The sequence below is a fragment of the Actinopolymorpha singaporensis genome (assembly GCF_900104745.1).
GTDB lineage: Bacteria > Actinomycetota > Actinomycetes > Propionibacteriales > Actinopolymorphaceae > Actinopolymorpha > Actinopolymorpha singaporensis.
Window position 1 is genome coordinate 4,148,907 of the sequence record NZ_LT629732.1, and the last position, 25,368, is coordinate 4,174,274.

The window sequence follows — 25,368 nt, forward strand, 5'->3', positions numbered from 1 at the left end:
CGCAACGGTCGAACGATCGGAGACTCCGGTGAATCAGACGGCCTCAGCGGTGAGCCGCCGCACGTTCGTGGGCGGGGCGCTCGGCCTCGCCGGTGCCAGCGTCCTGTCGGGATGTGGTGGCAACAAGGCATCGTCCTCCTCCGACGAGGTGACCTTCCTGAACTGGGAGGCGGTGAAGGGCACACCATTGGAGAAGGCCATCAGGGCGTGGGAGAAGAAGAGCGGCACGAAGGTCGTCGTGCAACCCACGCCGACGGCTGACTACGACACGAAGATGCGAACACTTCTGGCCGGCGGCCAGCCACCGGACATCATGAGGATCAACGACGACTTCGTCCGGGGCTTCTCACAACGGGGTGCCCTGCTCGACCTCAACAAGTACATCCGGAAAGACAAGCTCGACACGAGCGCGTACGCCAAGGAGTCGTTCGAGTTCCCCAGGCAGCCCAACGGGCAGCACACGGCATGGGTGCTCGGCTACCAGCCGCGGCTGATCTTCTACAACGTCGACGCCTTCAAGGAGGCGAACGCCGAACTGCCACCGACGACCTGGACGATGGACGGGTGGAAGTGGGACGACTTCGCCGAGCGTGCGAAGAAGCTGACCGTGCCGGGCAAGCGGTGGGGTGCGCTCGTCTACTACGACACCGGATACGAGCAGACCTTCACCATCAACCACGGAAGCAACACCGGGATCTTCAACGACGACGGTACGAAGTTCACTCTCGCCGGTCCCACCGAGACCGAGGCCCTGCAGTGGGCGACGGACCTCACCTGCAAGGCCAAGGTGCAGCCTCCGTGGTCGCAGCTGCAGCAGGACGGCATCGGGAACCAACTGTTCGTGCAGGGGAAGGTCGCGATGTACTTCGCCACCTTCGGCGCGGTGCCCTATTTCCGCAGCACCATCAAGGACTTCACGTGGGACGTGACACCGCCACCTGGTGATGTGCAGCAGCGGACGGAGTCCAGCGTCATCGTGTTCACGATCCCGAAGGCCGCGAAGAATCCCGACAAGGCGTGGGAGTTGCTCAAGTTCCTCGCCAGCGAGGAGGGCGGCAGGATCCTGATCGAGGGCGGTCAGTTCACCCCGATCAACAACGCCGCCGCCGCCCAGCTCGGAGCCGGCGGCAAGGCTCCCGAGCACCTCAGCCTGTTCGGCGAGGCCGCCAAGCATCTCACTGCGCCGAACCAGACGAAGAACACGTTGGGCGCACGCGACCTGTACCGACCCGCCCTGGACGACGCGTACAACTGCGAGAAGTCGGTCCAGGACGTGCTGAACGGAGTGAAGCCACAGGTGGAGAAAGCCCTGCAGGGGTAGAGCGTTCGCAGGAACTGCCACGGAGGACCTAGCTAGGGGTTCAGGTGCAGACCAGGATGCAGTCACTGGTGTCGACCGGCGCGGCACGCCGAACGCCCGGCGTGGGTGGGGACGTGGCCCGGGCGGCACGGCGACGGCGCAATCTCACGGGCTGGCTCTTCATCAGCCCCATCGTCGTCGGGGTGGTGGCGTTCCAGTTCTTCCCGATCTTCGTGTCGATGGCGGCGTCGCTGACGAAATGGGACGGGATCTCGCCACCGGAGTTCGTGGGGTTGTCGAACTTCACCGACATCTTCACCGACGATCCGTTGTTCTACAACACGCTCTGGAACACGACGTACTTCACCCTGGCAAGCATCCCGCTGACCGTGGGCATCGGTTTCTTCCTTGCGGTGCTCTGCGCCCAGCGTGTCCGCGGAGTCTCCTTCTTTCGCACGGCCTTCTTCGCTCCGTACGTGACGAACGTCGTCGCGATCGGCTTCGTGTGGTTCTGGTTCTTCCACCCCAGCGACGGGGTGGTCAACGGACTGCTTCAGCAGGTCGGCATCCACGGCCCGGAGTGGCTGTCGAGTTCGACCTGGGCGATGCCCGCGGTGATCGTGGTCAGTGTCTGGCAGGGAGTCGGCTACCCGATGATCATCCTGCTGGCCGGTCTGCAGGGGATCCCGGAGATGCTGTACGAGTCGGCGAAGATCGACGGGGCCGGCCCGCTGGCCCGGATCAGATACGTCACCCTCCCGCTGCTGACCCCGCACTTCCTCTTCCTGCTGATCACGCAGTTCATCAGCTCGTTCCAGGTCTTCGGCCTGATCTACGTCATGACCAAAGGCGGGCCAGGGCACTCCACGAGCGTCTACATCTACAACCTGTACGAGAACGCCTTCGCCTACGGGAAGATGGGTTACGCCTGCGCTCTGGCGTGGATCCTCTTCGCCGTGATCGCGAGCGTGACCTACGCGCAGTGGAAGCTACAGAGCAGGTGGGTGTTCTACGCATGAGTATCGCGAGACTCGGCGCAAAGGCACTCACGTACGTGGTCCTGGTGGTGCTCGCAGTGGCCTTCCTGTTGCCGCTGGTGTGGATGCTCAGCAGCTCCCTCAAGCCCGAGGCGCAGGTGCTGACGATCCCACCCGACTTCTTCCCGAACCACCCGCTGTGGAGCAACTACGCAGACGTCTTCGATCGCATCCCCACCTTCGTGTTCAACAGCGTCAAACTCGCGGCGTACAACGTGATCGGAATCCTGGTGGTGTCGTCGATGGCCGGGTATGCGTTCGCACGGCTGCAGTTCGCCGGTCGGGACATTGCGTTCATGGTTCTGCTGGCGACCTCGATCATCCCGGGTATCGCGTACCTGATCCCGCAGTACATCGTGTTCCGGCAGATCGGCTGGATCGACACGCACTACCCGCTGTGGGTGCCGCGGGTGCTCACGCCGGTGTTCGCGACGTTCCTGATGCGGCAGGCCTTCAAGACCGTTCCCAACGAACTGGAGGATGCCGCGAAGATCGACGGTGCGTCGACGTTCGGCATCTACTGGCGGATCATGCTGCCGCAGACCAAGCCGGTGCTCGCGGCCATCGCGGTGTTCACGTTCCTGGAGTCCTGGAACGACCTGTTCGGCCCGCTGATCTACCTGAACTCCGAGAACCTCCAGACCCTGCCCGTCGCCCTGGCGCAGTTCCAGGGGGAGTACTTCAGCCAGCTCAGCCTCCTGATGGCCGGCGCGACGGTCTCGGTCGTACCAGTGATCGCCGTGTTCCTGCTGGCCCAGCGGTACTTCATCCAGGGCATCACGATGACCGGGCTGAAGTAGCCAACAAAGAAGGAGTTGTTCGGTGAACGATCCTGTGGTGGCAATCCAGATCGGAGCGGTGTCGTTCGTCGACGAGGGTGTCGACGCCACGCTCGACGTGCTGGCCGAACGCGGCGGGGTCAACGCGCTGTTCCTCGCCACGCCGACGTGGACGCGTGGTACGGGCGGCCGCCAGGTGCCCGGTTACCCGCTGCCCGACCACGGCGTGCAGACGTACGACCTTGGCTGGCGTGGTGGCAACTACGCCACACCCCATCCGCAGTACTACGGCAACACCGTTCTCGGTGCGACCGGTCGGGCACCCGAGCACCCCGACCTCGACCTGTTGGCAACTGTCGTCCCACGAGCTCGTGAACGCGGGATGAAGTCGTACGCGTGGATGGAGGAGAGTGGCTCGGCCAGGGAGTTGCGCACCTATCCGAACTTCGCCAAGATTCTCGAGGTGGACGCGTGGTCGCGACCGGGTCTGCGGCCGTGCTTCAACAATCCCGACTACCGCAACTGGCACCTGGGTTTCGTCGAGGACTACGTGCACAGCTACGAGCTCGACGGGCTGGCCTGGTGTTCGGAACGGCCCGGTCCGCTGAACCTCCTCATGCAGGGGCCCGCCCAGGTCGCAGACATCGGCTGCTTCTGTCCGCACTGCAAGCGGATCGCCCGCGATCGGGGCATCGACGTCGCTCGGGCGCAGGAAGGTTACCGCGCACTGGTGGACTGGAACGCGAAGGTCGGTGCGGGTGAGCGACCCGCGGACGGCGCGTTCGTGACGTTCTGGCGGATCCTCCTCACCTATCCGGAGGTTCTCTCCTGGCAGACGCTGTGGACCGAGAGTCAACGGCAGCTCTACCGCGACATCTACGGTGTCGCGAAGGCCGGTGCGCGTGACATCGAGGTCGGCTGGCACGTCTACCACAACATCTCGTTCAGTCCCTTCTACCGCGCTGACCAGAACTACGCGGAGATGGCGAGGTTCTCCGACTTCATCAAGGTGGTGATCTACAACAACTGCGCGGGCCCCCGCTTCTACACGTGGGTGCAGAACATCTGCGCGGGCCTGTTCGCCGACGCGGAGCCCGAGGACGTCTACCCGTTGGTGCTCAAGCTTCTCCAGCTGGACGAGGGGGCGTACGAGAAGCTGCCGCAGACCGGTTTCTCGGCCGACTACGTGCGCAGGGAGACGGCCCGCGCGGTCCAGGGGGTGGGCGGACAGGCCGCGATCTACCCGGGCATCGACATCGACATCCCGGTCGGCCTTCCCAGGGAGAACCCCGAGCCGTCCACCCATGTCGGCAAGGCGAACTGGGACACGACGCAGGGCGACCTGACGCAGTGCACGCGGGAGTCGGTGCGCGACGCGGTGCTCGCCGCGTTCGACGGTGGAGCGCAGGGTGTGGTCCTGTCCAGGAAGTACTCCGAGATGCGCCTGGACAACCTGTCCGGCGCAGGCGACGCGGTGCGCGCGCTGGAGAAGTGATGACGTCGCCCCGAAAGGATCCGTGGTACCGCCGCACTCTGCGATGGGGGCAGACGAACCTCACCGAGAAGGATCCGGTGCGATACGACGCTGAGTGGTGGCGGGAGTACTGGCGCCGGACGCGTGTGCAGGGCGTGATCGTCAACGCCGGAGGCATCGTCGCCTACTACCCGAGTGCCCTGAGGCTGCAGCACCGTGCGGCCTTCCTCGGGAACCATGACCTCTACGGTGAGGTCGTACGGGCCGCGCGTGAGGAGGGGCTCGTCGTCCTGGCCCGCATGGACTCCAACCGAGCCGCCGAGGACTTCTACCTGGAGCATCCGGACTGGTTCGCCCTCGACGCCGAAGGTCGGCCATATCGGGCCGGCGACCTCTATGTGGCGTGCGTCAACGGACCGTACTACCGCTCGTACCTGCCGTCGGTCCTCGAGGAGATCATTGCTCGTAGTGCACCGGACGGAATCACCGACAACAGCTGGAGCGGCCTTGACCGAGACCACATCTGCTACTGCGAGAACTGTCGGCGCGCCTTCAGGGCGGATGTCAACCTCTCCCTGCCCCCCTCGGTCGACTGGGCCGATGACGCCTACCGTCGTTGGATCGAGTGGAGCTACCAGCAGCGACTCGCCGTGTGGGACCTCAACAACCAGGTGACCACCGGGGCAGGCGGCGCGGACTGCCTGTGGATCGGCATGAACGGCGGCGACCTCGTCTCCCAGAGCCGGAGGTTCCGGGACCACAAGGCGATCTGCGAACGAACGCCGATCATCATGCTGGACTCCCAGTACAGGCAGGAGCGATCCGGCTTCCAGGCCAACGGTGACAGCGGAAAGGTGCTGCACGGTCTGCTGGGGTGGGACGCGCTGGTTCCGGAGAGCACGGCGATGTACGACGCGGGCACGCCGACCTTCCGCCTGGGCAGCAAGCCTGAGCCTGAGGCCCGGATGTGGGCGGTGGAGGGGTTCGCCGCGGGCATCCAGCCCTGGTGGCACCACATCGGCTCAGTGCACGAGGACCGCCGGCAGTACGCCACGGCACCGCGGTTGTTCGGCTGGCACGAACGACATCAGGATGTGCTGGTCGACCGGACCCCGATCGCCACGGTGGGCGTCGTGTGGAGTCAGCGGAGCATCGACTTCCACGGCCGCGATGATGCGGAGAGCCGCAGCATGCTGCCCTACCGCGGGTTCACCGACGCGCTGATCCGCGACCGGATTCCGTACCTGCCCGTGCATGCCGATCACATAGCCAGGGACGGCGCCGATCTTGCGGTGCTGGTCGTGCCGAACGTCGGTGCGCTCACCGAGGCGCAGTGCGACGGCATCCGAGCGTACGCCGAGGCGGGTGGGGGACTGGTGGTCAGCGGGGAGTCCAGCGCCTACGACGAATGGGGAGAGCGGCGCCCGGATCTCGGCTTGGCAGACCTGCTCGGTGTCCACCCGACCTGGACCCACCACGGCACCTCCGGCATTTCGCCGGCGAGCTGGGAGACGTACGGTACCCACACCTACCTGCGGCTCTATGCCGGGACGTCGCCGGCCGCGGACCTCGCAAGAGGCTTCGAGCAGACCGAGTTGCTGCCGTTCGGTGGTCGCCTGGAGGTCGTGCGGCCAGAACCCGATGTCAACGTCGCCCTGACATGGGTGCCGCCGTTTCCGATCTACCCGCCGGAGAAGTCCTGGATGGCCTCGCCGCGTACGGACCTTCCTGCGGTCGTGACCCGCGTAGGGGCGAACGGCAGCCGGGCGGCTTACCTCGCGGCCGACGTCGACCGCTGCTACGCGAGGTACCACCACCCCGACCACGGGAGGCTGCTCGCCAACGTCGTGCGCTGGGCAGCCCGCGACGTCGTGCCCCTCGCGGTCGAGGGGGCGGGCGTCGTGGACTGCCATCTCTACCGCAAGGGCACGTCGCTCGTGCTCCATCTGGTCAACCTGGACCAGGGTGGCGCCTGGCGCGGCCGGCTGCAGGAGCTCACCCCGTCAGGTCCGTTCGAGGTTCGCGTACGGCCCCCTGCGGGTGTGTCGCCCGTCCGGGCGGAGTTCCTCGTCGCCGGAGGCGATGCCGAACTCGGTCATGACGGCGGATGGGTGAGGTTCCGAGCCGAGCGAGTGGTCGACCACGAGGTTGTGGTCCTGAGCTAGCCGGCTACTGGCGAGCCGGCGCCACCCGAACGACGACGCCGACGCCGGTGCGCCGTCCGGGCAACGCGGTCGCGCCTACTGGCCCGTGGCGGCGAACCAGGCGCCGTCGGGTGAGGTGACGAAGACGATTGGTGCGAGGCAAGGGGAGGGGAGCCTGACCTTGTCCCTGATCACGATGTCGCCGTCCGGTGTGGCCGGTGCGGTGGCGGTCGCCACGTTCACCGTGGCGGCGGTTCCCGCGCTGGTGGACAGGCAGCTGACCACGGCCTTGAGGGCCGGAACCGGATTCGTGCCCTGCCGTTCGACAGGTACGGGCGCGCGCCGGGCGAGTACCAGCCCCTCGACGGTGATCTGCAGCCTGCCGTCGCCTCGCAGCTCACCATGGGCGGATTCGATCTCCCATGGCAGGCCGCCCCCGGGTACGGATCGGATCGCGTTGCCCGCCCCGGTGTACGGCTCGGTGACCGGAGCCAACTCGTCGAAGGACAGGATCTTCCTGCCTTCACCCGCGCTCGCGGCCGCCACGGGAAGGGCCAGCAACACCGCGAGCAAGCTCGCGACCAGGAGGGCCAGGCGTCGTTTCATCGTTGTCTCCGTTCCTCGGTACGGCGGTGATGTGCCGGTATCACGGGCCACGTGAGACGACGGTTCAGGCAATCGAGAAAACCTGCTCCGATCGTGAGACCCCGACCTCTCCGGCTCGGCTCCACTGAGAGGGTTCGCGCATGACCAGTGCACAGCAAGGACGCCGGGTGTTGATCACGGGCGCTTCCGGCAATGCAGGCAGCGCGATCGCCCGGCTTGCCCGGGAGGCCGGCTTCGACGTACGGCTGGCCGACGTCGCGCCGCCGAATGATCACGATCTTGGTGACGGGGAGTTCGTTCGTTGTGACACCCGGACGCCGGCCGACGTGGACCGGGCCGTTCGCGGATGTGACGCGGTGGTCCACCTGGCGGCGTGGCACTGTGCCCACGAGCCGCCGGTCAGTGACGAAACCATCTTCGCTGTCAATGTGGACGGCACGTTCAACGTCGTTCAGGCCTGCCGCGCTCATGGCGTTTCGTCGGTGGTCTTCGCATCCTCGATGGCTTATGGGTGGGGCGGCGTCTACGGCGTGACGAAGGTGGTCGGCGAGGATCTGTGGCGCATGCACCACGAGACCACGGGCGCCTCCGTCGCGCTGCTCCGCTACCACGACTTCGTTCCCAAGCCGTACCTCGCCTGGGGCGCCATGCTGTTGCGCAACGGTGTGGACCGGCGCGACGTGGCGTCGGCCACGGTCGCGGCTCTGCACGGCGTCATGGAGCACAAGGTGGATGTCTTTCGCTCGATCGTGCACACCGACCACGGCATGCCGGCTTCGGTCGCCGGGCATTTCGCCGACCAGGGCAGGGCTTGGTGCGACGAGCAGGTGCCCGGCTCTGCGGAGTTGCTCGATCGGTACGGGATCGAGTTGCCCACGCAGGTGGAGCAGCACGACCTCACCGAGGCCGACCGGGTGCTCGGCTGGCGCCCGAGGTACGGAATCGTCGACTTCCTGGCAGATCTTCGGCGGCGCGACGCCCGCGGAGAGGACGTGACGTCGTTGTGGGCGCCCGGACAGACCCCCGAGTGAACGACGTACCGCAGCACGGAGCGCATTCGGCGGTGTCCAGCAGTGGTCAGCGGTGTTCAGCGGTATTCAGCAGTGCTGCCGCTCGGGTCGAGCATGGCTGGCTATTGGACACCCGCCGGTTGCCCCCGCCAGGCTGATGACCGGCCGCGCTCTACACCGGCCGGTCGTGCGACGACGCACTGGCAACGACTGACGACAGCGGGCGAGGGAGAAGCATGGCCGGCACGCTTGCCACTCGAAAGCTGGGCTCCACGGGCCTGGAGGTCACCAGGCTGGGATTCGGCGCCATGGAAGTACGTGGCGAACGGATCTGGGGTGGCCGGCCGGTCCGCGACGAACAGGCGCGGGACATTCTCGGGGCAGTCCTGGACGCCGGGATCACCTTCGTCGACACCGCCAATGACTACGGGAAGAGTGAGGCCTACATCGGCCGTTTCATCTCCGAGCGCCGGAAGGAGTACGTCCTCGCGACGAAGTGCGGTTGTTCGATGATCCCGGCCGGCGACCACGACGAGACCCCGCATCAGTGGGACCGAAAGCACCTGCTGGGCAACATCGACGACAGCCTGTACAAGCTCGGCACGGACCAGGTCGACCTGCTGCAGTTGCACAATCCGTCGGTGGCGCTCGCCGAGGAACACCGGCTCGTCGACACCCTGCGCGAGATCCAGGCCTCGGGCAAGGCGAGGTTCATCGGCGCCTCGTCCACCTCGCCCGACCTCGGTACGTACATCGACTGGGGCGTCTTCGACGCCTTCCAGATTCCGTACTCCGCACTCGAACGACGCCACGAGGACCTCATCACGAAGGCGCACGCGGCAGGGGCCGGCACGATCATCCGCGGCGGAGTGGCGCGGGGGGAGCCCGGCGCCGGGCTCGGTGCGGCCGACCGCTGGGCGACGTGGGAACGGGCGAAGCTGGACGAACTCCTCGACGAGGGCGAGAGCCGTACGCAGTGGCAACTGCGGTTCACCCTCAGCCACCCCGGCGTCGACACGATCATCGTCGGCACGCTGAACCCTGCGCACCTGGCGGAGAACGTCAGGGCTGCCCAGGCCGGTCCGCTCGCCGACGACGTGTACGAAGAGGCCAAGCGACGTCTCGACGAGGCGGGCGAGTCCCCGGAGAAGGGCTGACGACCATGGCCGAGAAGGCAGGCTCCACCCAGCGCCGGCCGCTTGGACGGTCCGGCCTCGAGGTGAGCGCGATCGGATTCGGCTGCTGGGCGATCGGTGGCCCGCACAGCCGTAACGGAGAGCCGATCGGCTGGGGCGAGGTCGACGACGAGGAGTCGGTCGCCGCGATTCATGCCGCCCTCGACGAGGGCGTGACCTTCTTCGACACCGCCGACGTGTACGGCTGTGGGCACAGCGAGCGGGTACTGGCACGGGCGTTGCGTGGGCGACGGGACGGCGTGGTGGTGGCCACGAAGTTCGGGTTCACCTACGACGAGGAGCGGCGGGAGTCACCGGGCACCGACGACTCGCCCGCCTACGTCCGTAAGGCGTGTGAGGCGAGCCTGCGCCGCCTCGAGACCGACGTCATCGACCTGCTGCAGTTCCACCTCGGAGGCTGTGACCCGGCCGCCGCCGAGGACGTGCTGGCAGTCCTCGAGGACCTGGTCGACGAGGGCAAGATCCGTTCGTTCGGCTGGAGCACCGACGATCCCGAACGCGCCGCGATGTTCGCCGCCAGCCCGCACTGCGCGGCGATCCAGCAGGCGTTCAACGTGCTCGGCGGCAACGCCGAGACGCTTGCGGTCTGCGAGGCCAACGGCCTCGCCGGCATCGTTCGTGGCCCGCTCGGGATGGGTGTTCTGTCGGGGAAGATGAGCGCCGACACGAGGTTCGCCGCCGACGACGTACGCCACGGCTGGGACTTCAGGGGAAACCAGGCTGACACGCTCGCTGCGGTCGACCGGGTCCGCGAGGTTCTCACGTCCAACGGGCGCACCCTCGCCCAGGGCGCGTTGTGCTGGCTGCTGGCCCGTAGTCCTGTCTTCGTGCCGATCCCCGGCTGCCGTACGGTCGCGCAGGCCCGCGAGAACGCCGGTGCGCTGCGGCACGGTCCCTTGTCAGCTGAGGAGATGGCCGCGGTGGAGTCCGCGCTCGGGCGATAGGCCCAGGCGAAGAGCCTTGCGGGAAGGGAACAAAGCATGCGGATTCTGGTGACGGGCGCGGGCAGCAACGTGGGAAGGGGCATCGTGGCGCGGCTGCGTGCCGCCGGGCACGATCTCGTGCTGTCCGACCTCGTCCCCCTTCCGGACCTGCCCCAGTTCGCCGGCCTGCCGTTCGTGCAGTGCGACATCCAGGCCGGCTTCGGGCTCGAAGGGGCCGCGCAGGGCTGCGAGGTGTTGCTCCATCTGCCCGCCTGGCACGGCATCCACTCCGGGGTCAAGACCGAGGCCGACTTCTGGCGACTGAACGTCGACGGCACGTTCTGGGCGTTGCAGGCGGCGCGTTCGGCCGGCATTCACAGGCTGGTCTTCCTGTCCTCGCAGTCCTGGCACGACCACTACGGAAAGTACGGCTTCACCAAGCAGGTCGGTGAGGAGCTGTGCGAATACCACCGGCGCAACCACGGCTTGCGCTACGTCGCGATCCGTCCACACGACTTCACGCCATGGGGGAACGACTACCTCAACCGTTACGGCGCACGCCTGCTGTACGGCGGGGTCGACCGGGAGGACGTCCTCGGGTATGTCGAGGCAGCGGTCGAGCATCTGGGACCGGACCTCCCCGGCGGCGCGGATCCCGAAGGCCTGGTGGTCGACGCCGTACGACCCAACGCCTATTCCGAGGACCAGGTGCGGGACTGGGAGGACGACCCTCTGGCTGCCTGCGAACGGGTGTTCCCGGGCTCACGCGACCTCATCGAGCGGTACGCGATCGACGTGCGCCGCCGGCCCTCGGTGGTGGCCGGTGGCGACGAGGGAGTCGGCGCCGCGATCGGCTACACACCGACCCGCCACTTCGGCACCTTCCTGGACGAGCTCCGAAGGCTGGACAGCACCGGCGGACCGGATGCGGTCCATGCCCTCACCTGCCCGTACTGACCTCGCCGACAAGCGTCACCCTGCGGACTCTGGACTTCGACCGGGTGCAGGCTGTCGACTTGGGCGGATTTTGGATTTCTCCGGATCGAGCGATTGCCCTGATCTGTGCGGGAAGGACCGGAAAGTCCGGGCCGATGCGACATGGGTTGGGCGCTGGCGGGCCTTTCGGGACTTTGGTCACTGGCCGATTCCGGCCACGGCCAGACGCCCTTTCGTCGCGGAAACCGAGTGACCATCCTCTCTCACGTCCGGCCGGCGACTGGTGGTCCTCCGGCTGAGTGCTCAGAGAGGTTCCGTTCCAGTGTTGTCGATCAGCCCACACCGGCAGTGCCCGTTCGGTCACCGACAGGTCCTCGCCGCCGTCCACACCGGCGCCTTTGCAGCCCACTGCCAGGTGACGCGATGAAGGCCCGTCCGCCCGCCGAGGCGATATCGGTGATCGGCACCTTCGATGCGGCCACCGAACGGGATCTGGCCGTGGAGGAGTTGCACTCGGCCGCCCGGGCGCTGCGGTCCCTCGGCGCGAACGAGACGTACGGGGTTCGTCTCGCCCTTCGCGCCAACACCCTCTGGCTTGTCGTGGTCCACCGCGAGGACATGACCGCCGACGAGGACGACGACCTGTGGCGGGACTGCCTCGGCTTCACGGCGTGATGCTGCCGGCACCGGCGCTTGCCTGAAAGATCGGTGGCCTGCACACTTGCGCTCGGCGATGAGGCTCGCCGCCGACCGGGGGCTACCGACCGACTGCCTCGACGTATCGGCGTAGAACGACAGCCCAGCAAGGAGATCCGGGCATGAGCCACCAGCACCCGCCAGGTCTTTGCAACTGCCATGCCCCACAGGCTGCGGCCCACCGGCACCCACCGGGGCTGTGTGCCTGCGACGGGACGGTTCCGGCCGGGGTCGGACATGCCCCGACCGCTCCGCAGGCAGGCGGTCACCGCGCCGCCGGTCAGCCTTCAGGCGGTGCGATCACTCCGGCGGGACCCGGCTCAGACCTGAATCACCTACAAGCTCCCTGCGGTTCGACCAAGGCCTGAGGAGCTCCGCGCTGCCGTCACCACGACCGAAACGGGGTTGACCCGGGGCGAACCGGATCGGTACCGTCTAATTTGAGAACCGGGTTTCATAATTTCTGGAGTTCACCTGTCCATCCAGGATCCGGCCGGGGCGGCTGTGCGGCGGGCCAACGCGGCGGCCTGCCTGGCGGCGTTGCGTGACCAGCAGCGCCCGCTGACCATCGCCGAGCTCGCGGCCGCGACCGGCCTCGCCCGGCCGACCGTCGAGGCGGTCGTTGGTGACCTGCTCCAGACGGGACCGGTTCGGCCGGCGAAGCCGCAGCGCAGCGCGGGAGCCGGCCGGCCAGCGCGGGCGTACGCCTTCACCGCCGACGGCGGACGGGTCGCCGGGATCGACATCGGCAGCGACAGCGTGCGGGTCCGGATCGCCGACCTGGCAGGCGACATCGTCGGCCGGGCCGAGGCGGACGTACCCGCCGGGATCGACGGCCCGGGCCGGCTCCGGATCGTCCGAAGCACCGTCCGGCAGGCGGTACGCGCCTCGGGGGCCGACCTCGCCGACCTGCGCGCCGCCGGGCTCGGCGTACCCGGAATCCTCGACCGCGACGGCAGGATCACCCAGAGCCTGGCGGTGCCGGACTGGATCGGCGTCGACCCGGCGGCCCGGCTCTCGGCGTCCTGGGACTGCCCGGTGCTGGTCGAGAACGACATCAAGCTGGCCGCCCTGGCCGAACAGCGGCTGCGGGCGGAGCCGGTCGGCAGCACCGAGCCGGATCCCGGCACCGGCCACCAGGACGACCTGATCTTCCTGCAGATCGGCCACCGGATCTCGACCGCGCTGATCCTGAACGGCGCGATCCTCCAGGGCCGGCACCGGCTGGCCGGCGAGCTGGGAAGCCTGCGCGGGATGCGCTGGACCAAGTCGTCCAGGCGCGGCCGGCTGCAGTGGCGTACCGGGCGTACGGGGGAGCAGGTGTTCGCCAGGGCGCGTGACGGCGACCAGCAGGCCGCCGCCGAGATCAGCGACTTCTGCGCCGAGATCGCCCCGATGATCGCGACCATCGCGCTGACCGTCGACCCGGCGCTGATCGTCATCGGCGGTGGACTGTCCCGGGCCGGCGACGAACTGCTCGCACCGTTGACCGGGGCCGTCCACCACATGCTGATGACCGACGACAAACCGGTGATCACCACGTCGCTGTTGAAGTCCAGCGGAACACTCTGCGGCGCCCTCGGTTCCACCTTCGAGGCCCACTCTGCACGGATCCTCGGAGTGCCCCGCGTGCCCATCCGTTGGCATCGCTGGCCCGGCACGTTCGACGGCCCACCGTCCGACGGCCCGCCGTCCGACCCTGCCGCGCCCGACCCTGCCGCGCCCGACGACGCCGGCCCCGACGACGCCGTCTCCGACGTACTCCTGCCCGACGCAACCAGATCCCACGCACCGGCCGTTCCGTCAGTGCCCGCCCGATCGACGAGAAGGATGTCCAGATGAAGTTCGGATTCAGTTCCTACAGCTTCCACCAGCGGCTCAGCACAGGGGAGATGACCCTCTTCGACGTCATCGACTGGATCGCCGACAGCGAGGGCGAGCACCTCGAACTGGCCTCGATCTACTCCGGCGCGGACAGCCCGGTTCCCAACACCGACTCCGACCCGGCGTTCGTCGACAAGGTCGCCGAGCACGCGGCCAACCGCGGCGTCACGCTGTCCAACATGGCGATCGGCGCGAGCTTCCTCGGCGACGAGGCCGAGAACGCGGCCGAGGTGAAGCGGGTCAAGGCCCACATCGACCTCATCGAACGGCTGGGCATCAAGCTGATGCGCCACGACGTGGTCGCACATGCCGGAATCCAGGGCGACGACACACCGGCGTTCGAGGCCGCGCTGCCGAAGATCGTCAAGGCGGCAAAGGAAATCGCGCAGTACGCCGCGACGAAGGGCATCACCACCAGCCTGGAGAACCACGGCTTCTTCGTCCAGAGCAGCGACCGCGTACGCCGGATCGTGCACGCCGTCGACGAGCCCAACTTCAAGACCACGTTGGACATCGGGAACTTCCTCTGCGTCGACGAGGACCCGACGGTCGCAGTCCCGTCCAACCTCCCGTACGCCATGATCGTTCATTTCAAGGACTTCTACGTCCGGCCGGCCGGCCGCAACCCCGGCGAGGGCTGGTTCCGCAGCCGGGGCGGCAAGTACCTCCGTGGCGCGATCGTCGGAAACGGCGACCTCGACACCTGGAGCGTCGCGAAGTCGATCAAGGAGTCCGGCTACGACGGGTTCGCCTCGATCGAGTTCGAGGGTCACGAGGACTGCCTGATCGGCTGCAGCCGCGGCATCGCAAACGCCAAGCGCATCTACGCCGAGGCCTGAACCAGCCAGCCGTTCACGTCAAGAACTGTTCCACACAAGGAGAGTCATGCAGAAGGTAAGGATCGGCGTCGTCGGGGTCGGTAGCATCGCCGCGTTGCATCTCAAGGCCTACCAGGGAAATCCGCGCGCCGAACTCGTCGCCGTCGCCGACATCAACGCCGACCGGGCCGCCTCGGTGGCCAAGCAGTGGGGTGCCGCCAGGTCCTACAGCGACGCGGCCGAGTTGTTCGCCGACCCCGACGTCGACGCGGTGAGCATCTGCACCTGGAACAACTCCCACGCCGAGCTCGCCATCGCCGCGGTCCAGGCCGGCAAGCACGTGCTGGTCGAGAAGCCCATGAGCCGCACCTACGCCGAGGCGCAACGGCTCGAGGACGTGGTGAACGCGCACGACCGCGTCGTCCAGGTCGGTTTCGTACGACGGCACTCCTCGAACTGCCGGGTGCTGAAGTCGTTCATCGACGCCGGCGACCTCGGTGACATCTACTACGCCAAGGCCAGCTGCATCCGCCGGATGGGCAACCCTGGTGGGTGGTTCGCCAACAAGGCGATCTCCGGCGGCGGGCCGCTGATCGACATCGGCGTGCACGTGATCGACCTGTGCTGGTACCTCATGGGGACGCCGCGGGTGACGTCGGTCAGCGCCAACACCTACGAGAAGCTCGGCAACCGGTCCAACATCACCACCCTGCCGCGGTACCAGGTGGCCGACTACGACCCGACGAAGAACGACGTCGAGGACATGGCCAACGCCCTTGTCCGGTTCGAGAACGGCGCGTCGCTGATCATGGACACGTCGTTCTCGCTGCACGCCACGAGCGACTCGCTCAACGTGTCGGTGTACGGCGACAAGGGCGGGGCGGACCTGGAGCCGAAGCTGCAGATCGCCTCGGAGAAGCATGAGACGGTCCTGAACCTGACGCCGCAGATCGGGTTCGAGTCGTTCGACCTCGACGACGGCTTCGGCCACGAGATCGAGAACTTCGTGGCGGCCTGCCTGGGTGAGGCCGAGAGCATCGCGCCGGCCTGGCAGGGCGCGGAGATGATGAAGATCCTGGACGGCGTCTACACCTCCGCCGCCCAGGGCAAGGAAGTCCAGATCTGACCTTCTCCACAGGCCTGGACGTCGGGGCGCTCGCGAGCGGACAAGCCGCCGGCGGGCGCCCCTGCCGTTGGCCGAGACTGTCCTCGACGTGTACGGCTCCCGACCCGACGGCTGTACCGAACGGCGAGCGGCGTCGACGCCGAGGTCCTGCTCGACGGCCGATACATTATGCCGGTGGCGAACCTACGTGATCAGATCCGTGCCGAGCTCGGCATCAGGACGACCATCACACCCAAGCTCGAGATCCGGCAGCGGATCGACTTCCTCAAGGACTACCTTCGGTCGGTTCCGGCCAGGGGATACGTGCTGGGGATCAGCGGCGGCCAGGACAGCACCCTCGCCGGCCGACTGTGCCAGCTGGCCTGTGAGGAGTTGCGTGCCGAGGGACCCGACGCGACGTTCGTCGCGGTGCGGTTGCCGTACGGCGTGCAGGCGGACGAGGACGACGCGCAGGTCGCGCTGAAGTTCATCCAGCCCGACCGTTCGATCACCGTGAACGTCAAGCCCGGCGCGGACGCCGTGGCCGCCGAGACGGCGACGGGGATGCGCGAACTGCTAGGCCCCGAGCCCGGGCTGCGGGACTTCGTTCGCGGCAACATCAAGGCCCGCGAGCGCATGGTGATCCAGTACTCCGTCGCCGGCCAGCTGAACCTCCTCGTCGTGGGCACCGACCACGCCGCCGAGGCGGTCACCGGCTTCTTCACCAAGTACGGCGACGGCGGAGTCGACCTGACCCCGCTGACGGGCCTGACCAAGCGTCAGGGCGCCGCGCTTCTGCAGGAGTTGGGAGCACCCGCGAGTGTGTGGAAGAAGGTGCCGACCGCCGACCTGGAGGACGACCGCCCCGCACTTCCAGACGAGGTGGCGCTCGGTGTGACGTACGCCCAGATCGACGACTACCTGGAAGGCGCCGACGTCGCCCCGGAAGTGGCGGCACGGCTGGAGTCCGCCTACCTCGCCACCCGGCACAAGCGGACCGCCCCGGTCACCCCGCTCGACGACTGGTGGCGCGCCGGACCGAGCGCCGACGCGCCGTCACACTGACGGAGGTCTGCCCTGAACGGCGTCGCGTCCCGCCATTGACGCGATGATCGTCAAGCACTACTTCTTCATCAAGAAGGTTGGTGTGCGGTCGGGTCCGCGGGTCCTTGACCGACGAAGTGGTGGTTGGGGGGCTGCAGCGGTGGGTGCTGTGCCGGCATCGTGTGTGCGGCTTCGGCTGCTGGGTCGCTTCGCGGTGGCGGTCGACGGGTCCTCGCTGTCGGTCTCCCGAACCGGCCAGCGGCTGCTCGCACGGCTCGCGCTGAACGAAGGGGTCGAGGACAGGGGCGTGCTGGCCGGAGCGCTGTGGCCGGAGCATGCGGGGGCCAGGGCGCAGGCGAATCTGCGCGGCGCCGTCTGGCGGTTGCCGGCGGCCCTGCATCGGCGCCTGCGGCTCGGAGCAGGCATGCTGGCGTTCGACGATGGCTGGGACGTCGACCTGCACGCGTCCGAGCGGCTGGCCGGCGCCGCCGCGCCAGACCTCTCCCGGCGGCCGGACGGTCTGCCGGCGTCCTCGGTGTTCCGGCACGACCTGCTCCCGGACTGGGACGAACCGTGGCTGCTCCTGCATCGCGAGCGATACCGCCAGTTGCGGCTGCACGCACTCGAGAACCTCGCTCGGCAACACCTCGACGCAAACCGCCCGTTCGACGCCGCCGACTGCGCACTGCTCGCGATCGCCTCCGAACCACTACGCGAGAGCGCCCAGCGGCTGCTGGTACGCAGCCACCTCGCGGCAGGGAACCGAGCCGCTGCCCTGGCCAGCTACGAGCGGTTCCGTCGTCTGCTCGCCGACGAGCTCGGCGTCGTGCCCGGCCCGGAGCTCACCGACCTGGTGCGCGGCGTCGGGCACGTACGCCCGGCCGACGGCGATCATCGAAACCATGCGGCGATGCCTCCGAGGTGACGGCGCGGCGACGCCCTGCGACGCACACTGCTGGGGTGCGAGAGCCAAGCACGGCGGACGCGGCCTGCATCGTGCGGGTGTGGGTCGAGCCGAGTGACCGTGCACTGCGTGGCCGGGTCGAGTCGGTGCCAGGGGATGCGGCGGTGGTGGCTCGCGGGGTGGAGGAGCTGGTAGCCGCCGTACGTGACCAACTGGAACGGCTGGAGCGACTGTTGGAGCACGAGACCGGCACACAGTGACCACCGACGTTTGTGCGACGCGGTCGCGACGCCGGCACGACGGCGTCGCTGCCTCGACGAGACGGTTCGAAGACGACGCATGCAGATACTCGCCGTTGTGACCGAACCTTCTGTTCCAGCGGTACGACTGCAACTGCTCGGCGGATTCGAGTTGCGGGTGGACGATGCGGTCGTCGAGGTCAAACCGGCCCCCCAGCGACTGATGGCACTGCTCGCGCTCGCGGGTGCCGCGGTCGAGCGGACCTTCGCCGCCGAGCAGCTGTGGCCCGACGCGTCTCGTGAGCGGGCCCAGGCGAACCTCCGTACGACGGTGTGGCGGCTGCGGCATGTCTCGTGCGAGCTGGTGGCGAGTTCGAAGACGCACGTCCGGCTCGCCGCCCAGGTGTGGGTCGACGTTCGGGAAGGGCTGGCCGAGGTGCAGCGAGCCGACCCGGCTGCCGTGCTGCGGACGGTGGGTCTGGAGGCGACGCTGCTCGCCGACCTACTCCCGGACTGGTACGACGACTGGCTTGAGACAGAGCGCGAGCGTATCCGCCAGCTCCGGCTGGCCGGACTGGAGCGCTGCGGGGAGCAGCTGTTGGCCGCAGGGCACCCGGCGGACGGCATCCAGCTCGGGCTGCGGGCGGCCGCCATCGAGCCGCTTCGGGAGAGCGCACAACGGCTGGTGATCCGCTGTCATCTCGCCGAGGGGAACCTCGTGGAGGCGGTTCGGCAGTACCAGAGATTCGCCGCCCTCCTGGGCCGCGAACTGGGAGCGGCCCCGTCGGCCCGAATGACCGACCTGATCCACCGGCCGGCTCCGGGAGGCCACGGGAGAAGGCATCCCCTCTGTGGAGATCACGAATCGTCCGGGGAAGACGAGCACGAAGGTGTCCCGGCTGTTCCGGCGTTCGTCCGATGAGGAGTCGCGAAGACCGCGTACATGCGCTAGCCCGGAGAACGCCCATGGAGCAAAGCAGGGAACCCCGACCTCACAAGCGTGCGACCACGCAGCCGAAGGCGGCGCCGTCACCAGGGACGGCCGACGTGGCCGGGGCACGCGGGCGTGAGTTCAGCCTCCCCGTCGCCCCGCGACACGGGCCGGGTGAGAAGCACGCGGAGGAGGCCGAGGCAGGCCGGGCAGCGGCAGGCCGGGGTAGCCCCACATCGTCCCGGTCACCGCTGGCGGCCGAGGAGGGCTCCGCCGTACCCGGTCATCCCGACGCGCGGGTGCACAGCGGGACGCAGGACCAGGCCTTCGCGCGGCTGCTCGGCGCCCGGGCCGCCACGCACGGGCGGGACATCTTCCTCGGTGAGGGCGAGTCGGTCTCCGACGAGGCGCTCATGCGGCACGAGCTCGCCCACGTGGCCGAGGGCGACGATACGGTCCGGCTGCGCTCCGCCACGTACCTCGAACGTCGAGCGTGGCTGGGATTCTTCGACCACTACCTTCCCCGCAAGTTCCTGAACAACTACATGGACGACTCCGGCATGCCGATCTGGCTGACGCTTCAGGAGATGCAGGACTGCAACCCCGTCGTCGATGTGCGGCGCAGCACGGCGTTCATGACGAAAGTGGCCGCGCTCGCGGCGCCAGGCGGTGGCACGGCCACGTTCGCGTTCAACGGATGGGGTGGGGCGCGCACCAACGGGACGCTCGGCAACTTCACCGTCAAGTACTACGGCACGGTGGTCGTGAAGGCGGATGGTTCCTGGACGTTCGGCGGCACCATGACGTTCTACGACTACTGGGACTTCGACCCGAAGGGCAGTGGGTCCGGACGGCCCTGGCAGGCGGAGCTCAAGGTGCGGGTCGCCGCGGCGTTCCTGCCGGGTCAGCCGTTCCCGATCTTCAGCGTCGCCGCGCCGATGTCCCAGTCCAGCGCCGACAGCCGCGCGATGTGGGGCACGATGGCAGCGCCGGTCTTCGTGCCCGAGAAGGGCGGCCGCGCCGGCGCGGACATCGGCGGCGGCGAGGTGGCCGGCGGCGCCACCGGTGACGTCGCCGGAGGCCCGTTGGTCGTGGGACCGGGGGCCGACATCGGTGGTGAGATCGGCGCCCAGTCCGCAGAGGACCTGAACAAGTGAAGGAGGCGAGATGGCCGACGGACACGAGACGGTCGGGACTCTGCTGGGCACTCCGGTCGATCGGACCTCTCCCGTGCGGGTGCACACCTACGCGGCACCGGGGGAGCTCGACTACGAGGTCGTCTACGCCGCCGTCGACCTGGCCGAGGCGGACGCGCGGGCACTGCTCGAGCACGCGGGCCTCACCGGACCGGAGGCGGTGAGCTTCGCCCGGGTCATGCTGCCCGGCGGGTGGAACATCGACCCCGGTAGCCCTCCGGCCTGGTGGCCCGAACCCACCGTGCTGCGCGACCAGGCGGCGCGGTCGTTGCCGCCGAACGGCTGGCTGCTGTGCGGCTACCAGGACGGCACGTTGTACGTACTCGCCACACGCACGCCGGCGGGCTGACCGTACGACGCCGCGGGCAATCCCCTCCGAACCGCTCGTAGCCCGTGGTACCGCGTCGACCGCGTGCGTCACGCGTCGGCACGGTTGCCGAAGTAGTCCCGGCCCGTCCCGTTGCCCGCGGCCTCGGGTGTCACGGCCCGCGGCGTCGCCGGCTGGTGGGTGCGTGTTCGCAGCCGCGGGTCGGACAGTCGTGTGGCCGCCACCAGGACGTGGGTCGCGACGCCGGTGACGGCGAGCGGGGTCAGACCCAGACCGTATGACAGGCCGGTGACCGGACGGCTCGGGTGGGAGAACGACACGTGCAGGCCGTACGCACCCCAGGACGCGGCGAGCCGTACCCCCGCGGAGGTCTCGTCCGTGCTGGGGCGGGAGTCCTCCGGCGGCGCCGTCTCGGCCAGCGACCGGATCCGCTCCCACACCTCGTCCAACTGTTCCGGGTGGGTCAGCGGATCTGCACGCCGCCGCGCGAGCAGCAAGGCGGCGACCCCGGCGACCGCGAGGACACCGGCGCCCACCGCCGTCCGCCGGATCTGCCCGCCCTCGGCGGCGAACTCAGCGAGTCCCAGCGCGAAGGCGAACTGGGCCGCGCACATCAGGCGGGGCACCGACACGCCGGCCAGGAACGGCCGGGCGTCACCGCGCAACGCCTCGGTGCCGAACCGGACCGTCGCGTACGCGACCAGCACCCACGCCGTCGCCGTTCCGGCCGGCCTGCCGGCCATGGCAAGGGCGGCGAGGCCGATGCTGCACAGCGCGACGGCCTCGATCAGCGGCGCCGGAAAGAGCCGGATGCCGGTCAGTCGAGCAGGAAGCCCTGAGGACGGCGGGTAGACGATGCCGAGCGCGGCGGGCTGACCGTGGCAGCAACCGGCGACGACACAGCCGATCCGGCCCAGCGCCAGAAAGGGGCAGAGGCCGACGGACAACACGTCCAGCCCCGGCAGGATCGGTGCGTCGGCGATCCACCGCAGCAGTGCGACGGTGCCGTACGCCACCCACACGTGTTCCAGAGCGACCAGCGACTCCCGCCCGGTCAAGGCTTTGCGCAGCAGCGCCCAGCCGAAGAACGAAGCGCCCGCGACGGTCGACAGCGCCGCCACGTCCAGCGCCGGCACGCCAGTGAGGACGCCGGTCAGCAGCGCGACGAGCACCGCCAGGTGGAAGCCGAGCACCCCGAAGGAGCGGAACGCCGGCACCTCGCGCGCTCCGACGCGCAGGTTCTCCCGCGGCAGCCGGTCCAGCAGCTGGTTGATCCGCTCGACCCGGGTGCCGTTCGCCTTCGTAGCCACACGCGCACCATGGGGGACGCGCGTCACCCGACCGTCGCTGCCGACGTGGGTGACGGTCAGGTGACGGGTCCGCCACACAGTTGCGGCGTGGCAAGGTCGATGGCGGTCGCGGCGGCGGTGCTGAGCGTGCAGGCGCGGCTCAACAGGTCGTTCCAGGAACTGGACGCGGCCGACCCGGACGCCTTTCGGGCGCGGCCGACCGCCCGGATCGTGCGTACCGACGACTTCGCGAACATCGGCGGCAGCGCGAGCAGCCCTATTCGCTATCCGACCCTGTCGATCTTCTGCTACCGCGTCGACCTCAACCATGTGATGCGACCCCCGTGGTCGGCGGTGGCGTCGGTGGACGGCTCGGTGCACCTACCCCTGGACATCCACCTGCTGCTCACGCCGTGGGACAGCGACCCGGAGGCGGAGTTGCGCATTCTCGGCGCGACGTTGCAGTGCCTGGAGCAGCATCCGGTGCTCAGCGGGCCGAGCCTGCACCCGCTGGGCCGGTGGACGGCGGGCGAAGCGGTCCAGATCCTCAACGAGGACCTCGTGACCGAGGACGTACTGCGCACCTTCGACACGTTGCCGAGTGACTTCCGGCTGAGCGTGTCGTACTGCGTGCGGATCGCCCGGATCGACGCACCGGCCGAGCCCGACCACCCGGACGTGACGACGGTGATCCGAGGGCTCACCCCAAGTTCGGTGCCGTACCCATGACGAACCTGTTCACCGACGTGCGGTACGACGAACGAGTCGTCCGTCTCGCCGTCGGGGTCGAGCCGCTCGACGGCCTCGGCGGTGGCCGGCTGACCGGGCCCCTGCGGGTGCTCGTCGAGGACGCCCCCGCGCCGCTGCACAACTGGCGGAACTGGCGGCCGGGGGAGACACTCGACGGGTTCCTCGGCCGCCTGGACCGACATCGGTCCGGACGCTTCGGCCGCGTGTACGGGCCCGGCTTCCGGGCCGGCGAGATCACCCTCCGTCTGGTCGAGCCCAGTGCACGTGCGGTGGTGCCGCGCCGGATCGGTGTGCAGATCGCCGACGAGGCCGCTGTGCTGACAGCAGAGGCGGCTGGTACGTCTGTGCCCTTGTTCACCCGGGTCTTCCCGGTCGGCCTGTTCCCCGGGGCGGCGGTGGCACTTCCGTCTCGGGCCACCGTGGTCCGCGGCCGGGTCGTGACCGCGGTGGCCGGCGGAGGAACCATGCCGGTCAGGTGGGTGCGGGTGCGAGCAGTGGACGCGGACGGGAACGACGTCGGATGGGCGCACGGCGACGACCGCGGCGAGTTCGTGCTCTTCGTCACGGGCGCGACGGAAGCGGTGGTTCCGGCCGACGACCCGCTCGCCGTCTCGTTCACCGTGTACGCGACGGTCCCGCCGCCGGCACCCGACCCGGCCGACCCGCTGAGGGCCGTCGTGGACCCGCTGTGGGACCTGCCCGTGGAACCGCTCCCGGCGCTGGCCGGCGCTGCCTCCGACGACCGGTACGCGGGCCGTGTCCCGCTGCCCGGCCAGGATCCGTTCGGTCCGTTCCCGTTCGACCTCCCGCTCGGCCGGGAGACCTCGATCCAGCTCCACATCCCGTAGGGAGATCCCGCCGATGCCCGAGTACCTCGCTCCCGGCGTTTACGTCGAGGAGGTCAGCTTCCGGTCCAAGTCGATCGAGGGCGTGCCGACCAGCACGACAGGGTTCGCCGGGGTGACCCGGTACGGCCCGGTGCAGTACGTCGATGGCACGCGCCCCGGCCCGCGCTCCACCGAGCCGCGGCTGGTCACCAGCTTCACCGAGTTCGAGCGGGTGTACGGCGGTCTGGAGCAGGTCGCCGTCGACCGTGGCGACGGCCAACCCATCAGCGAGTCCTACCTCGCCCACGCGGCCCGCGCGTTCTTCCTCAACGGCGGGCGCCGGCTTTACGTCAGCCGGGTCTTCGCGCCGAGGGATCCCGGCGGAGGTGGGGCGCTCGAGCTCGGCCTCTCGTCGTTGCCGGTGGCGTTCGGTGCGGGGGACACGGCCACCTGGCGAGCCCGCTGGCCCGGCGCGTACGGCAACGCGCTACTGACCGTGCGCCCGGTCCGCAAGCGCAACTGCGCGGTGCAGCACGCGACGTTCGGGACCCAGGCGACCGGCGTGACCCGCGGTACGGTGGTGGAGATCCAGGAGCCACCGGTACCACCGGCGAAGCTGCCCGGCGACCAGGACGACCTGGTGGCGGCCAACCTCGCCGTGGTCGACCTTGACGACTCGGATGTGGACGCCAACGGCCGTCCGAAGCAGGTGTTCCGCAGCGCGGGCGGGCCGGTCGCGACCACCGCCACCTCGATCATCAAGGAGGTGGTGCTGCGCGTGACCGTGCAGCCGTCGACGGAGCGGATCGACGTGTACGACGACCTGGGCGCACACCCGGCACAGCGACGGTGGATCGGCCGGATCCTGCAGGCCGACGACCCCGAGGACGAGAACGCGGTGCTGTTCGTCGACACGGACGCACCCGATGATCCGGCGGACCCCGCCACGCTGACCCGGGCACTGGAGTTGATCGTCGCGCTGCAGACGCCGGCGACCGGGGTTCGGCTGACCGGCGGCCACGACGGAGTGATGCCGACCCCCGACGACCTGTTCGGTGCTGTCGCCGACCCGGATGTCGCGACCGTCAAGGCGACCGGTCTCCAGGCGCTCGGCGAGATCGACGACATCGCGATCGTCGCGCTGCCCGACGCCGGTACGTACGCCGACACGACCAGCTGCCAGGTGGCGGCCTCCTATGTGATCGCGCACGCTGAGGACCTTCGCTACCGGATCGCCGTGGTGGACGCCCCCCGCAGCAGCTCGATGACCGAGGTTCGCGACTTCCGCGGCAAGTTCGACACCACCCGGGCCGCGCTCTACCACCCGTGGATCGAAGTGCTGGACCCGCTGCAGCGGCCGGCGCAGGGATCGCCACCGCGTCGGGTGGTGCTCCCACCGTCCGGCTTCGTCACCGGCATCTACGCCCGTACCGACATCACCCGCGGCGTCTACAAGGCGCCCGCGAACGAGGTGGTGCAGGGACTGACTCGCTTCGAGGCGAACATCAACAAGCCGCGCAACGACGTGCTCAACCCGGAAGGGATCAACGCACTGCGGTTCTTCGAAGGGCGCGGCAGCCGGGTATGGGGCGCCCGCACGATGACGTCGGACCCGGAGTGGATCTACGTCAATGTCCGCCGACTGTTCATCTACCTCGAGCACTCCATCGACAAGGCGATGCAGTACGCGGTGTTCGAACCCAACAACTCGCGGCTGTGGGACTCGATCCGGCGCAGTGTGGAGGACTTCCTCTACGGGCAGTGGCTGTCCGGCGCGCTGCTGGGTGCGACACCGGAGGAGGCGTTCTTCGTCCGCTGCGACCGCACCACGATGACCCAGAACGACCTCGACAACGGCCGGCTGATCTGCCTGATCGGGGTGGCGCCGACGAAACCGGCGGAGTTCGTGATCTTCCGGATCGGCCAGTTCACGGCCGACGCGCGAGCCTGAG

The 25,368-nt window shown here is 68.8% G+C and carries 24 protein-coding genes; 22 read left to right on the forward strand and 2 right to left on the reverse strand.

What is annotated here, in order from left to right; all coding sequences use genetic code 11:
• The first annotated feature begins 28 nt into the window (after nucleotides 1-28).
• Genes BLU27_RS18675 through BLU27_RS18695 form a run of 5 tightly spaced genes read left to right on the forward strand, consistent with a single transcriptional unit; the run spans nucleotide 29 to nucleotide 6,755 of the window.
• The gene (locus tag BLU27_RS18675; RefSeq protein WP_092654956.1) at nucleotides 29-1,321 is read left to right on the forward strand and encodes an ABC transporter substrate-binding protein; all 1,293 of its coding nucleotides are present in this window, start codon (nucleotides 29-31) and stop codon (nucleotides 1,319-1,321) included.
• Between the two features lie 56 nt (nucleotides 1,322-1,377).
• A complete protein-coding gene (locus BLU27_RS18680; protein WP_092657868.1) occupies nucleotides 1,378-2,319 on the forward strand; it encodes a carbohydrate ABC transporter permease in 942 nt (313 codons plus the stop codon).
• Nucleotides 2,316-3,137 (forward strand): carbohydrate ABC transporter permease, encoded by an 822-nt coding sequence (locus BLU27_RS18685; RefSeq protein ID WP_092654957.1) that lies wholly within the window; start codon nucleotides 2,316-2,318, stop codon nucleotides 3,135-3,137. Before BLU27_RS18680 ends, BLU27_RS18685 begins: the two co-directional genes overlap by 4 nt.
• Nucleotides 3,138-3,159: 22 nt before the next feature.
• A complete protein-coding gene (locus BLU27_RS18690) occupies nucleotides 3,160-4,611 on the forward strand; it encodes a glycoside hydrolase family protein (protein ID WP_092654958.1) in 1,452 nt (483 codons plus the stop codon).
• Nucleotides 4,611-6,755, forward strand: coding sequence for an alpha-amylase family protein (locus BLU27_RS18695; protein ID WP_092654959.1), 2,145 nt, complete (start codon nucleotides 4,611-4,613; stop codon nucleotides 6,753-6,755). Before BLU27_RS18690 ends, BLU27_RS18695 begins: the two co-directional genes overlap by 1 nt.
• A gap of 75 nt (nucleotides 6,756-6,830) precedes the next feature.
• Here BLU27_RS18695 and BLU27_RS18700 read toward each other — a convergent pair whose 3' ends face one another.
• On the reverse strand, nucleotides 6,831-7,340 hold the full coding sequence (locus BLU27_RS18700) for a hypothetical protein (RefSeq protein WP_092654960.1): 510 nt from the start codon (nucleotides 7,338-7,340) through the stop codon (nucleotides 6,831-6,833).
• A 140-nt stretch (nucleotides 7,341-7,480) separates the two neighbouring features.
• Here BLU27_RS18700 and BLU27_RS18705 point away from each other — a divergent pair, with 140 nt between their 5' ends.
• The 14 genes from BLU27_RS18705 (at nucleotide 7,481) to BLU27_RS18765 (ending at nucleotide 20,571) form a co-directional block, all read left to right on the forward strand.
• Nucleotides 7,481-8,371: an NAD-dependent epimerase/dehydratase family protein gene (locus BLU27_RS18705; RefSeq protein WP_241827510.1), complete on the forward strand. Its 891-nt coding sequence runs from the start codon at nucleotides 7,481-7,483 to the stop codon at nucleotides 8,369-8,371.
• Nucleotides 8,372-8,586: 215 nt separating this feature from the next.
• Nucleotides 8,587-9,507, forward strand: a complete 921-nt coding sequence (locus tag BLU27_RS18710) for an aldo/keto reductase (RefSeq protein WP_092654962.1) — start codon at nucleotides 8,587-8,589, stop codon at nucleotides 9,505-9,507.
• Between the two features lie 5 nt (nucleotides 9,508-9,512).
• Nucleotides 9,513-10,490, forward strand: a complete 978-nt coding sequence (locus BLU27_RS18715) for an aldo/keto reductase (protein WP_092654963.1) — start codon at nucleotides 9,513-9,515, stop codon at nucleotides 10,488-10,490.
• Between the two features lie 36 nt (nucleotides 10,491-10,526).
• Nucleotides 10,527-11,426, forward strand: a complete 900-nt coding sequence (locus BLU27_RS18720) for an NAD-dependent epimerase/dehydratase family protein (RefSeq protein ID WP_092654964.1) — start codon at nucleotides 10,527-10,529, stop codon at nucleotides 11,424-11,426.
• Between the two features lie 402 nt (nucleotides 11,427-11,828).
• On the forward strand, nucleotides 11,829-12,080 hold the full coding sequence (locus BLU27_RS18725; protein ID WP_092654965.1) for a hypothetical protein: 252 nt from the start codon (nucleotides 11,829-11,831) through the stop codon (nucleotides 12,078-12,080).
• Nucleotides 12,081-12,605: 525 nt separating this feature from the next.
• Nucleotides 12,606-13,943, forward strand: a complete 1,338-nt coding sequence (locus BLU27_RS18730; RefSeq protein WP_197681490.1) for an ROK family protein — start codon at nucleotides 12,606-12,608, stop codon at nucleotides 13,941-13,943.
• Nucleotides 13,940-14,824, forward strand: a complete 885-nt coding sequence (locus tag BLU27_RS18735) for a sugar phosphate isomerase/epimerase family protein (RefSeq protein ID WP_092654967.1) — start codon at nucleotides 13,940-13,942, stop codon at nucleotides 14,822-14,824. Before BLU27_RS18730 ends, BLU27_RS18735 begins: the two co-directional genes overlap by 4 nt.
• 46 nt (nucleotides 14,825-14,870) lie before the next feature.
• Nucleotides 14,871-15,929 carry a Gfo/Idh/MocA family protein gene (locus tag BLU27_RS18740; RefSeq protein WP_092654968.1) on the forward strand — a complete coding sequence of 353 codons (1,059 nt, stop codon included), beginning with the start codon at nucleotides 14,871-14,873 and terminating at the stop codon, nucleotides 15,927-15,929.
• Between the two features lie 168 nt (nucleotides 15,930-16,097).
• Nucleotides 16,098-16,973: an ammonia-dependent NAD(+) synthetase gene (gene nadE / locus BLU27_RS18745; RefSeq protein ID WP_172804991.1), complete on the forward strand. Its 876-nt coding sequence runs from the start codon at nucleotides 16,098-16,100 to the stop codon at nucleotides 16,971-16,973.
• 148 nt (nucleotides 16,974-17,121) lie between these two features.
• A complete protein-coding gene (locus BLU27_RS18750; RefSeq protein ID WP_157728662.1) occupies nucleotides 17,122-17,877 on the forward strand; it encodes an AfsR/SARP family transcriptional regulator in 756 nt (251 codons plus the stop codon).
• A gap of 35 nt (nucleotides 17,878-17,912) precedes the next feature.
• Complete coding sequence (locus BLU27_RS29220) at nucleotides 17,913-18,116, forward strand: hypothetical protein (RefSeq protein WP_157728664.1); 204 nt, start codon at nucleotides 17,913-17,915, stop codon at nucleotides 18,114-18,116.
• Nucleotides 18,117-18,213: 97 nt separating this feature from the next.
• Nucleotides 18,214-19,017, forward strand: coding sequence for an AfsR/SARP family transcriptional regulator (locus BLU27_RS18755; protein WP_157728666.1), 804 nt, complete (start codon nucleotides 18,214-18,216; stop codon nucleotides 19,015-19,017).
• A gap of 125 nt (nucleotides 19,018-19,142) precedes the next feature.
• Nucleotides 19,143-20,183, forward strand: a complete 1,041-nt coding sequence (locus BLU27_RS18760) for an eCIS core domain-containing protein (protein ID WP_241827511.1) — start codon at nucleotides 19,143-19,145, stop codon at nucleotides 20,181-20,183.
• A gap of 10 nt (nucleotides 20,184-20,193) precedes the next feature.
• Nucleotides 20,194-20,571, forward strand: coding sequence for a hypothetical protein (locus BLU27_RS18765; protein ID WP_092654972.1), 378 nt, complete (start codon nucleotides 20,194-20,196; stop codon nucleotides 20,569-20,571).
• 68 nt (nucleotides 20,572-20,639) lie between these two features.
• Here BLU27_RS18765 and BLU27_RS18770 read toward each other — a convergent pair whose 3' ends face one another.
• Nucleotides 20,640-21,860 carry a prolipoprotein diacylglyceryl transferase family protein gene (locus BLU27_RS18770; protein WP_157728668.1) on the reverse strand — a complete coding sequence of 407 codons (1,221 nt, stop codon included), beginning with the start codon at nucleotides 21,858-21,860 and terminating at the stop codon, nucleotides 20,640-20,642.
• Nucleotides 21,861-21,947: 87 nt separating this feature from the next.
• Between BLU27_RS18770 and BLU27_RS18775 the strand changes: the two genes are divergently transcribed.
• The 3 genes from BLU27_RS18775 to BLU27_RS18785 are packed head-to-tail and all read left to right on the forward strand — an operon-like array spanning nucleotide 21,948 to nucleotide 25,367.
• Nucleotides 21,948-22,568 (forward strand): Pvc16 family protein, encoded by a 621-nt coding sequence (locus tag BLU27_RS18775; protein WP_157728670.1) that lies wholly within the window; start codon nucleotides 21,948-21,950, stop codon nucleotides 22,566-22,568.
• Nucleotides 22,565-23,437, forward strand: coding sequence for a hypothetical protein (locus BLU27_RS18780; RefSeq protein WP_092654974.1), 873 nt, complete (start codon nucleotides 22,565-22,567; stop codon nucleotides 23,435-23,437). Before BLU27_RS18775 ends, BLU27_RS18780 begins: the two co-directional genes overlap by 4 nt.
• A gap of 13 nt (nucleotides 23,438-23,450) precedes the next feature.
• Nucleotides 23,451-25,367: a phage tail sheath family protein gene (locus BLU27_RS18785; RefSeq protein WP_092654975.1), complete on the forward strand. Its 1,917-nt coding sequence runs from the start codon at nucleotides 23,451-23,453 to the stop codon at nucleotides 25,365-25,367.
• Nucleotide 25,368 lies beyond the last annotated feature (1 nt).

Coding starts and splice junctions, on each gene's coding strand:
- BLU27_RS18680 (WP_092657868.1), top strand. CDS start 1,378: ATGCAGTCACTGGTGTCGACCGGCGCGGCACGCCGAACGCCCGGCGTG.
- BLU27_RS18685 (WP_092654957.1), top strand. CDS start 2,316: ATGAGTATCGCGAGACTCGGCGCAAAGGCACTCACGTACGTGGTCCTG.
- BLU27_RS18695 (WP_092654959.1), top strand. CDS start 4,611: ATGACGTCGCCCCGAAAGGATCCGTGGTACCGCCGCACTCTGCGATGG.
- BLU27_RS18700 (WP_092654960.1), bottom strand. CDS start 7,340: ATGAAACGACGCCTGGCCCTCCTGGTCGCGAGCTTGCTCGCGGTGTTG.
- BLU27_RS18705 (WP_241827510.1), top strand. CDS start 7,481: ATGACCAGTGCACAGCAAGGACGCCGGGTGTTGATCACGGGCGCTTCC.
- BLU27_RS18710 (WP_092654962.1), top strand. CDS start 8,587: ATGGCCGGCACGCTTGCCACTCGAAAGCTGGGCTCCACGGGCCTGGAG.
- BLU27_RS18715 (WP_092654963.1), top strand. CDS start 9,513: ATGGCCGAGAAGGCAGGCTCCACCCAGCGCCGGCCGCTTGGACGGTCC.
- BLU27_RS18720 (WP_092654964.1), top strand. CDS start 10,527: ATGCGGATTCTGGTGACGGGCGCGGGCAGCAACGTGGGAAGGGGCATC.
- BLU27_RS18725 (WP_092654965.1), top strand. CDS start 11,829: ATGAAGGCCCGTCCGCCCGCCGAGGCGATATCGGTGATCGGCACCTTC.
- BLU27_RS18735 (WP_092654967.1), top strand. CDS start 13,940: ATGAAGTTCGGATTCAGTTCCTACAGCTTCCACCAGCGGCTCAGCACA.
- BLU27_RS18740 (WP_092654968.1), top strand. CDS start 14,871: ATGCAGAAGGTAAGGATCGGCGTCGTCGGGGTCGGTAGCATCGCCGCG.
- nadE (WP_172804991.1), top strand. CDS start 16,098: ATGCCGGTGGCGAACCTACGTGATCAGATCCGTGCCGAGCTCGGCATC.
- BLU27_RS18765 (WP_092654972.1), top strand. CDS start 20,194: ATGGCCGACGGACACGAGACGGTCGGGACTCTGCTGGGCACTCCGGTC.
- BLU27_RS18780 (WP_092654974.1), top strand. CDS start 22,565: ATGACGAACCTGTTCACCGACGTGCGGTACGACGAACGAGTCGTCCGT.
- BLU27_RS18785 (WP_092654975.1), top strand. CDS start 23,451: ATGCCCGAGTACCTCGCTCCCGGCGTTTACGTCGAGGAGGTCAGCTTC.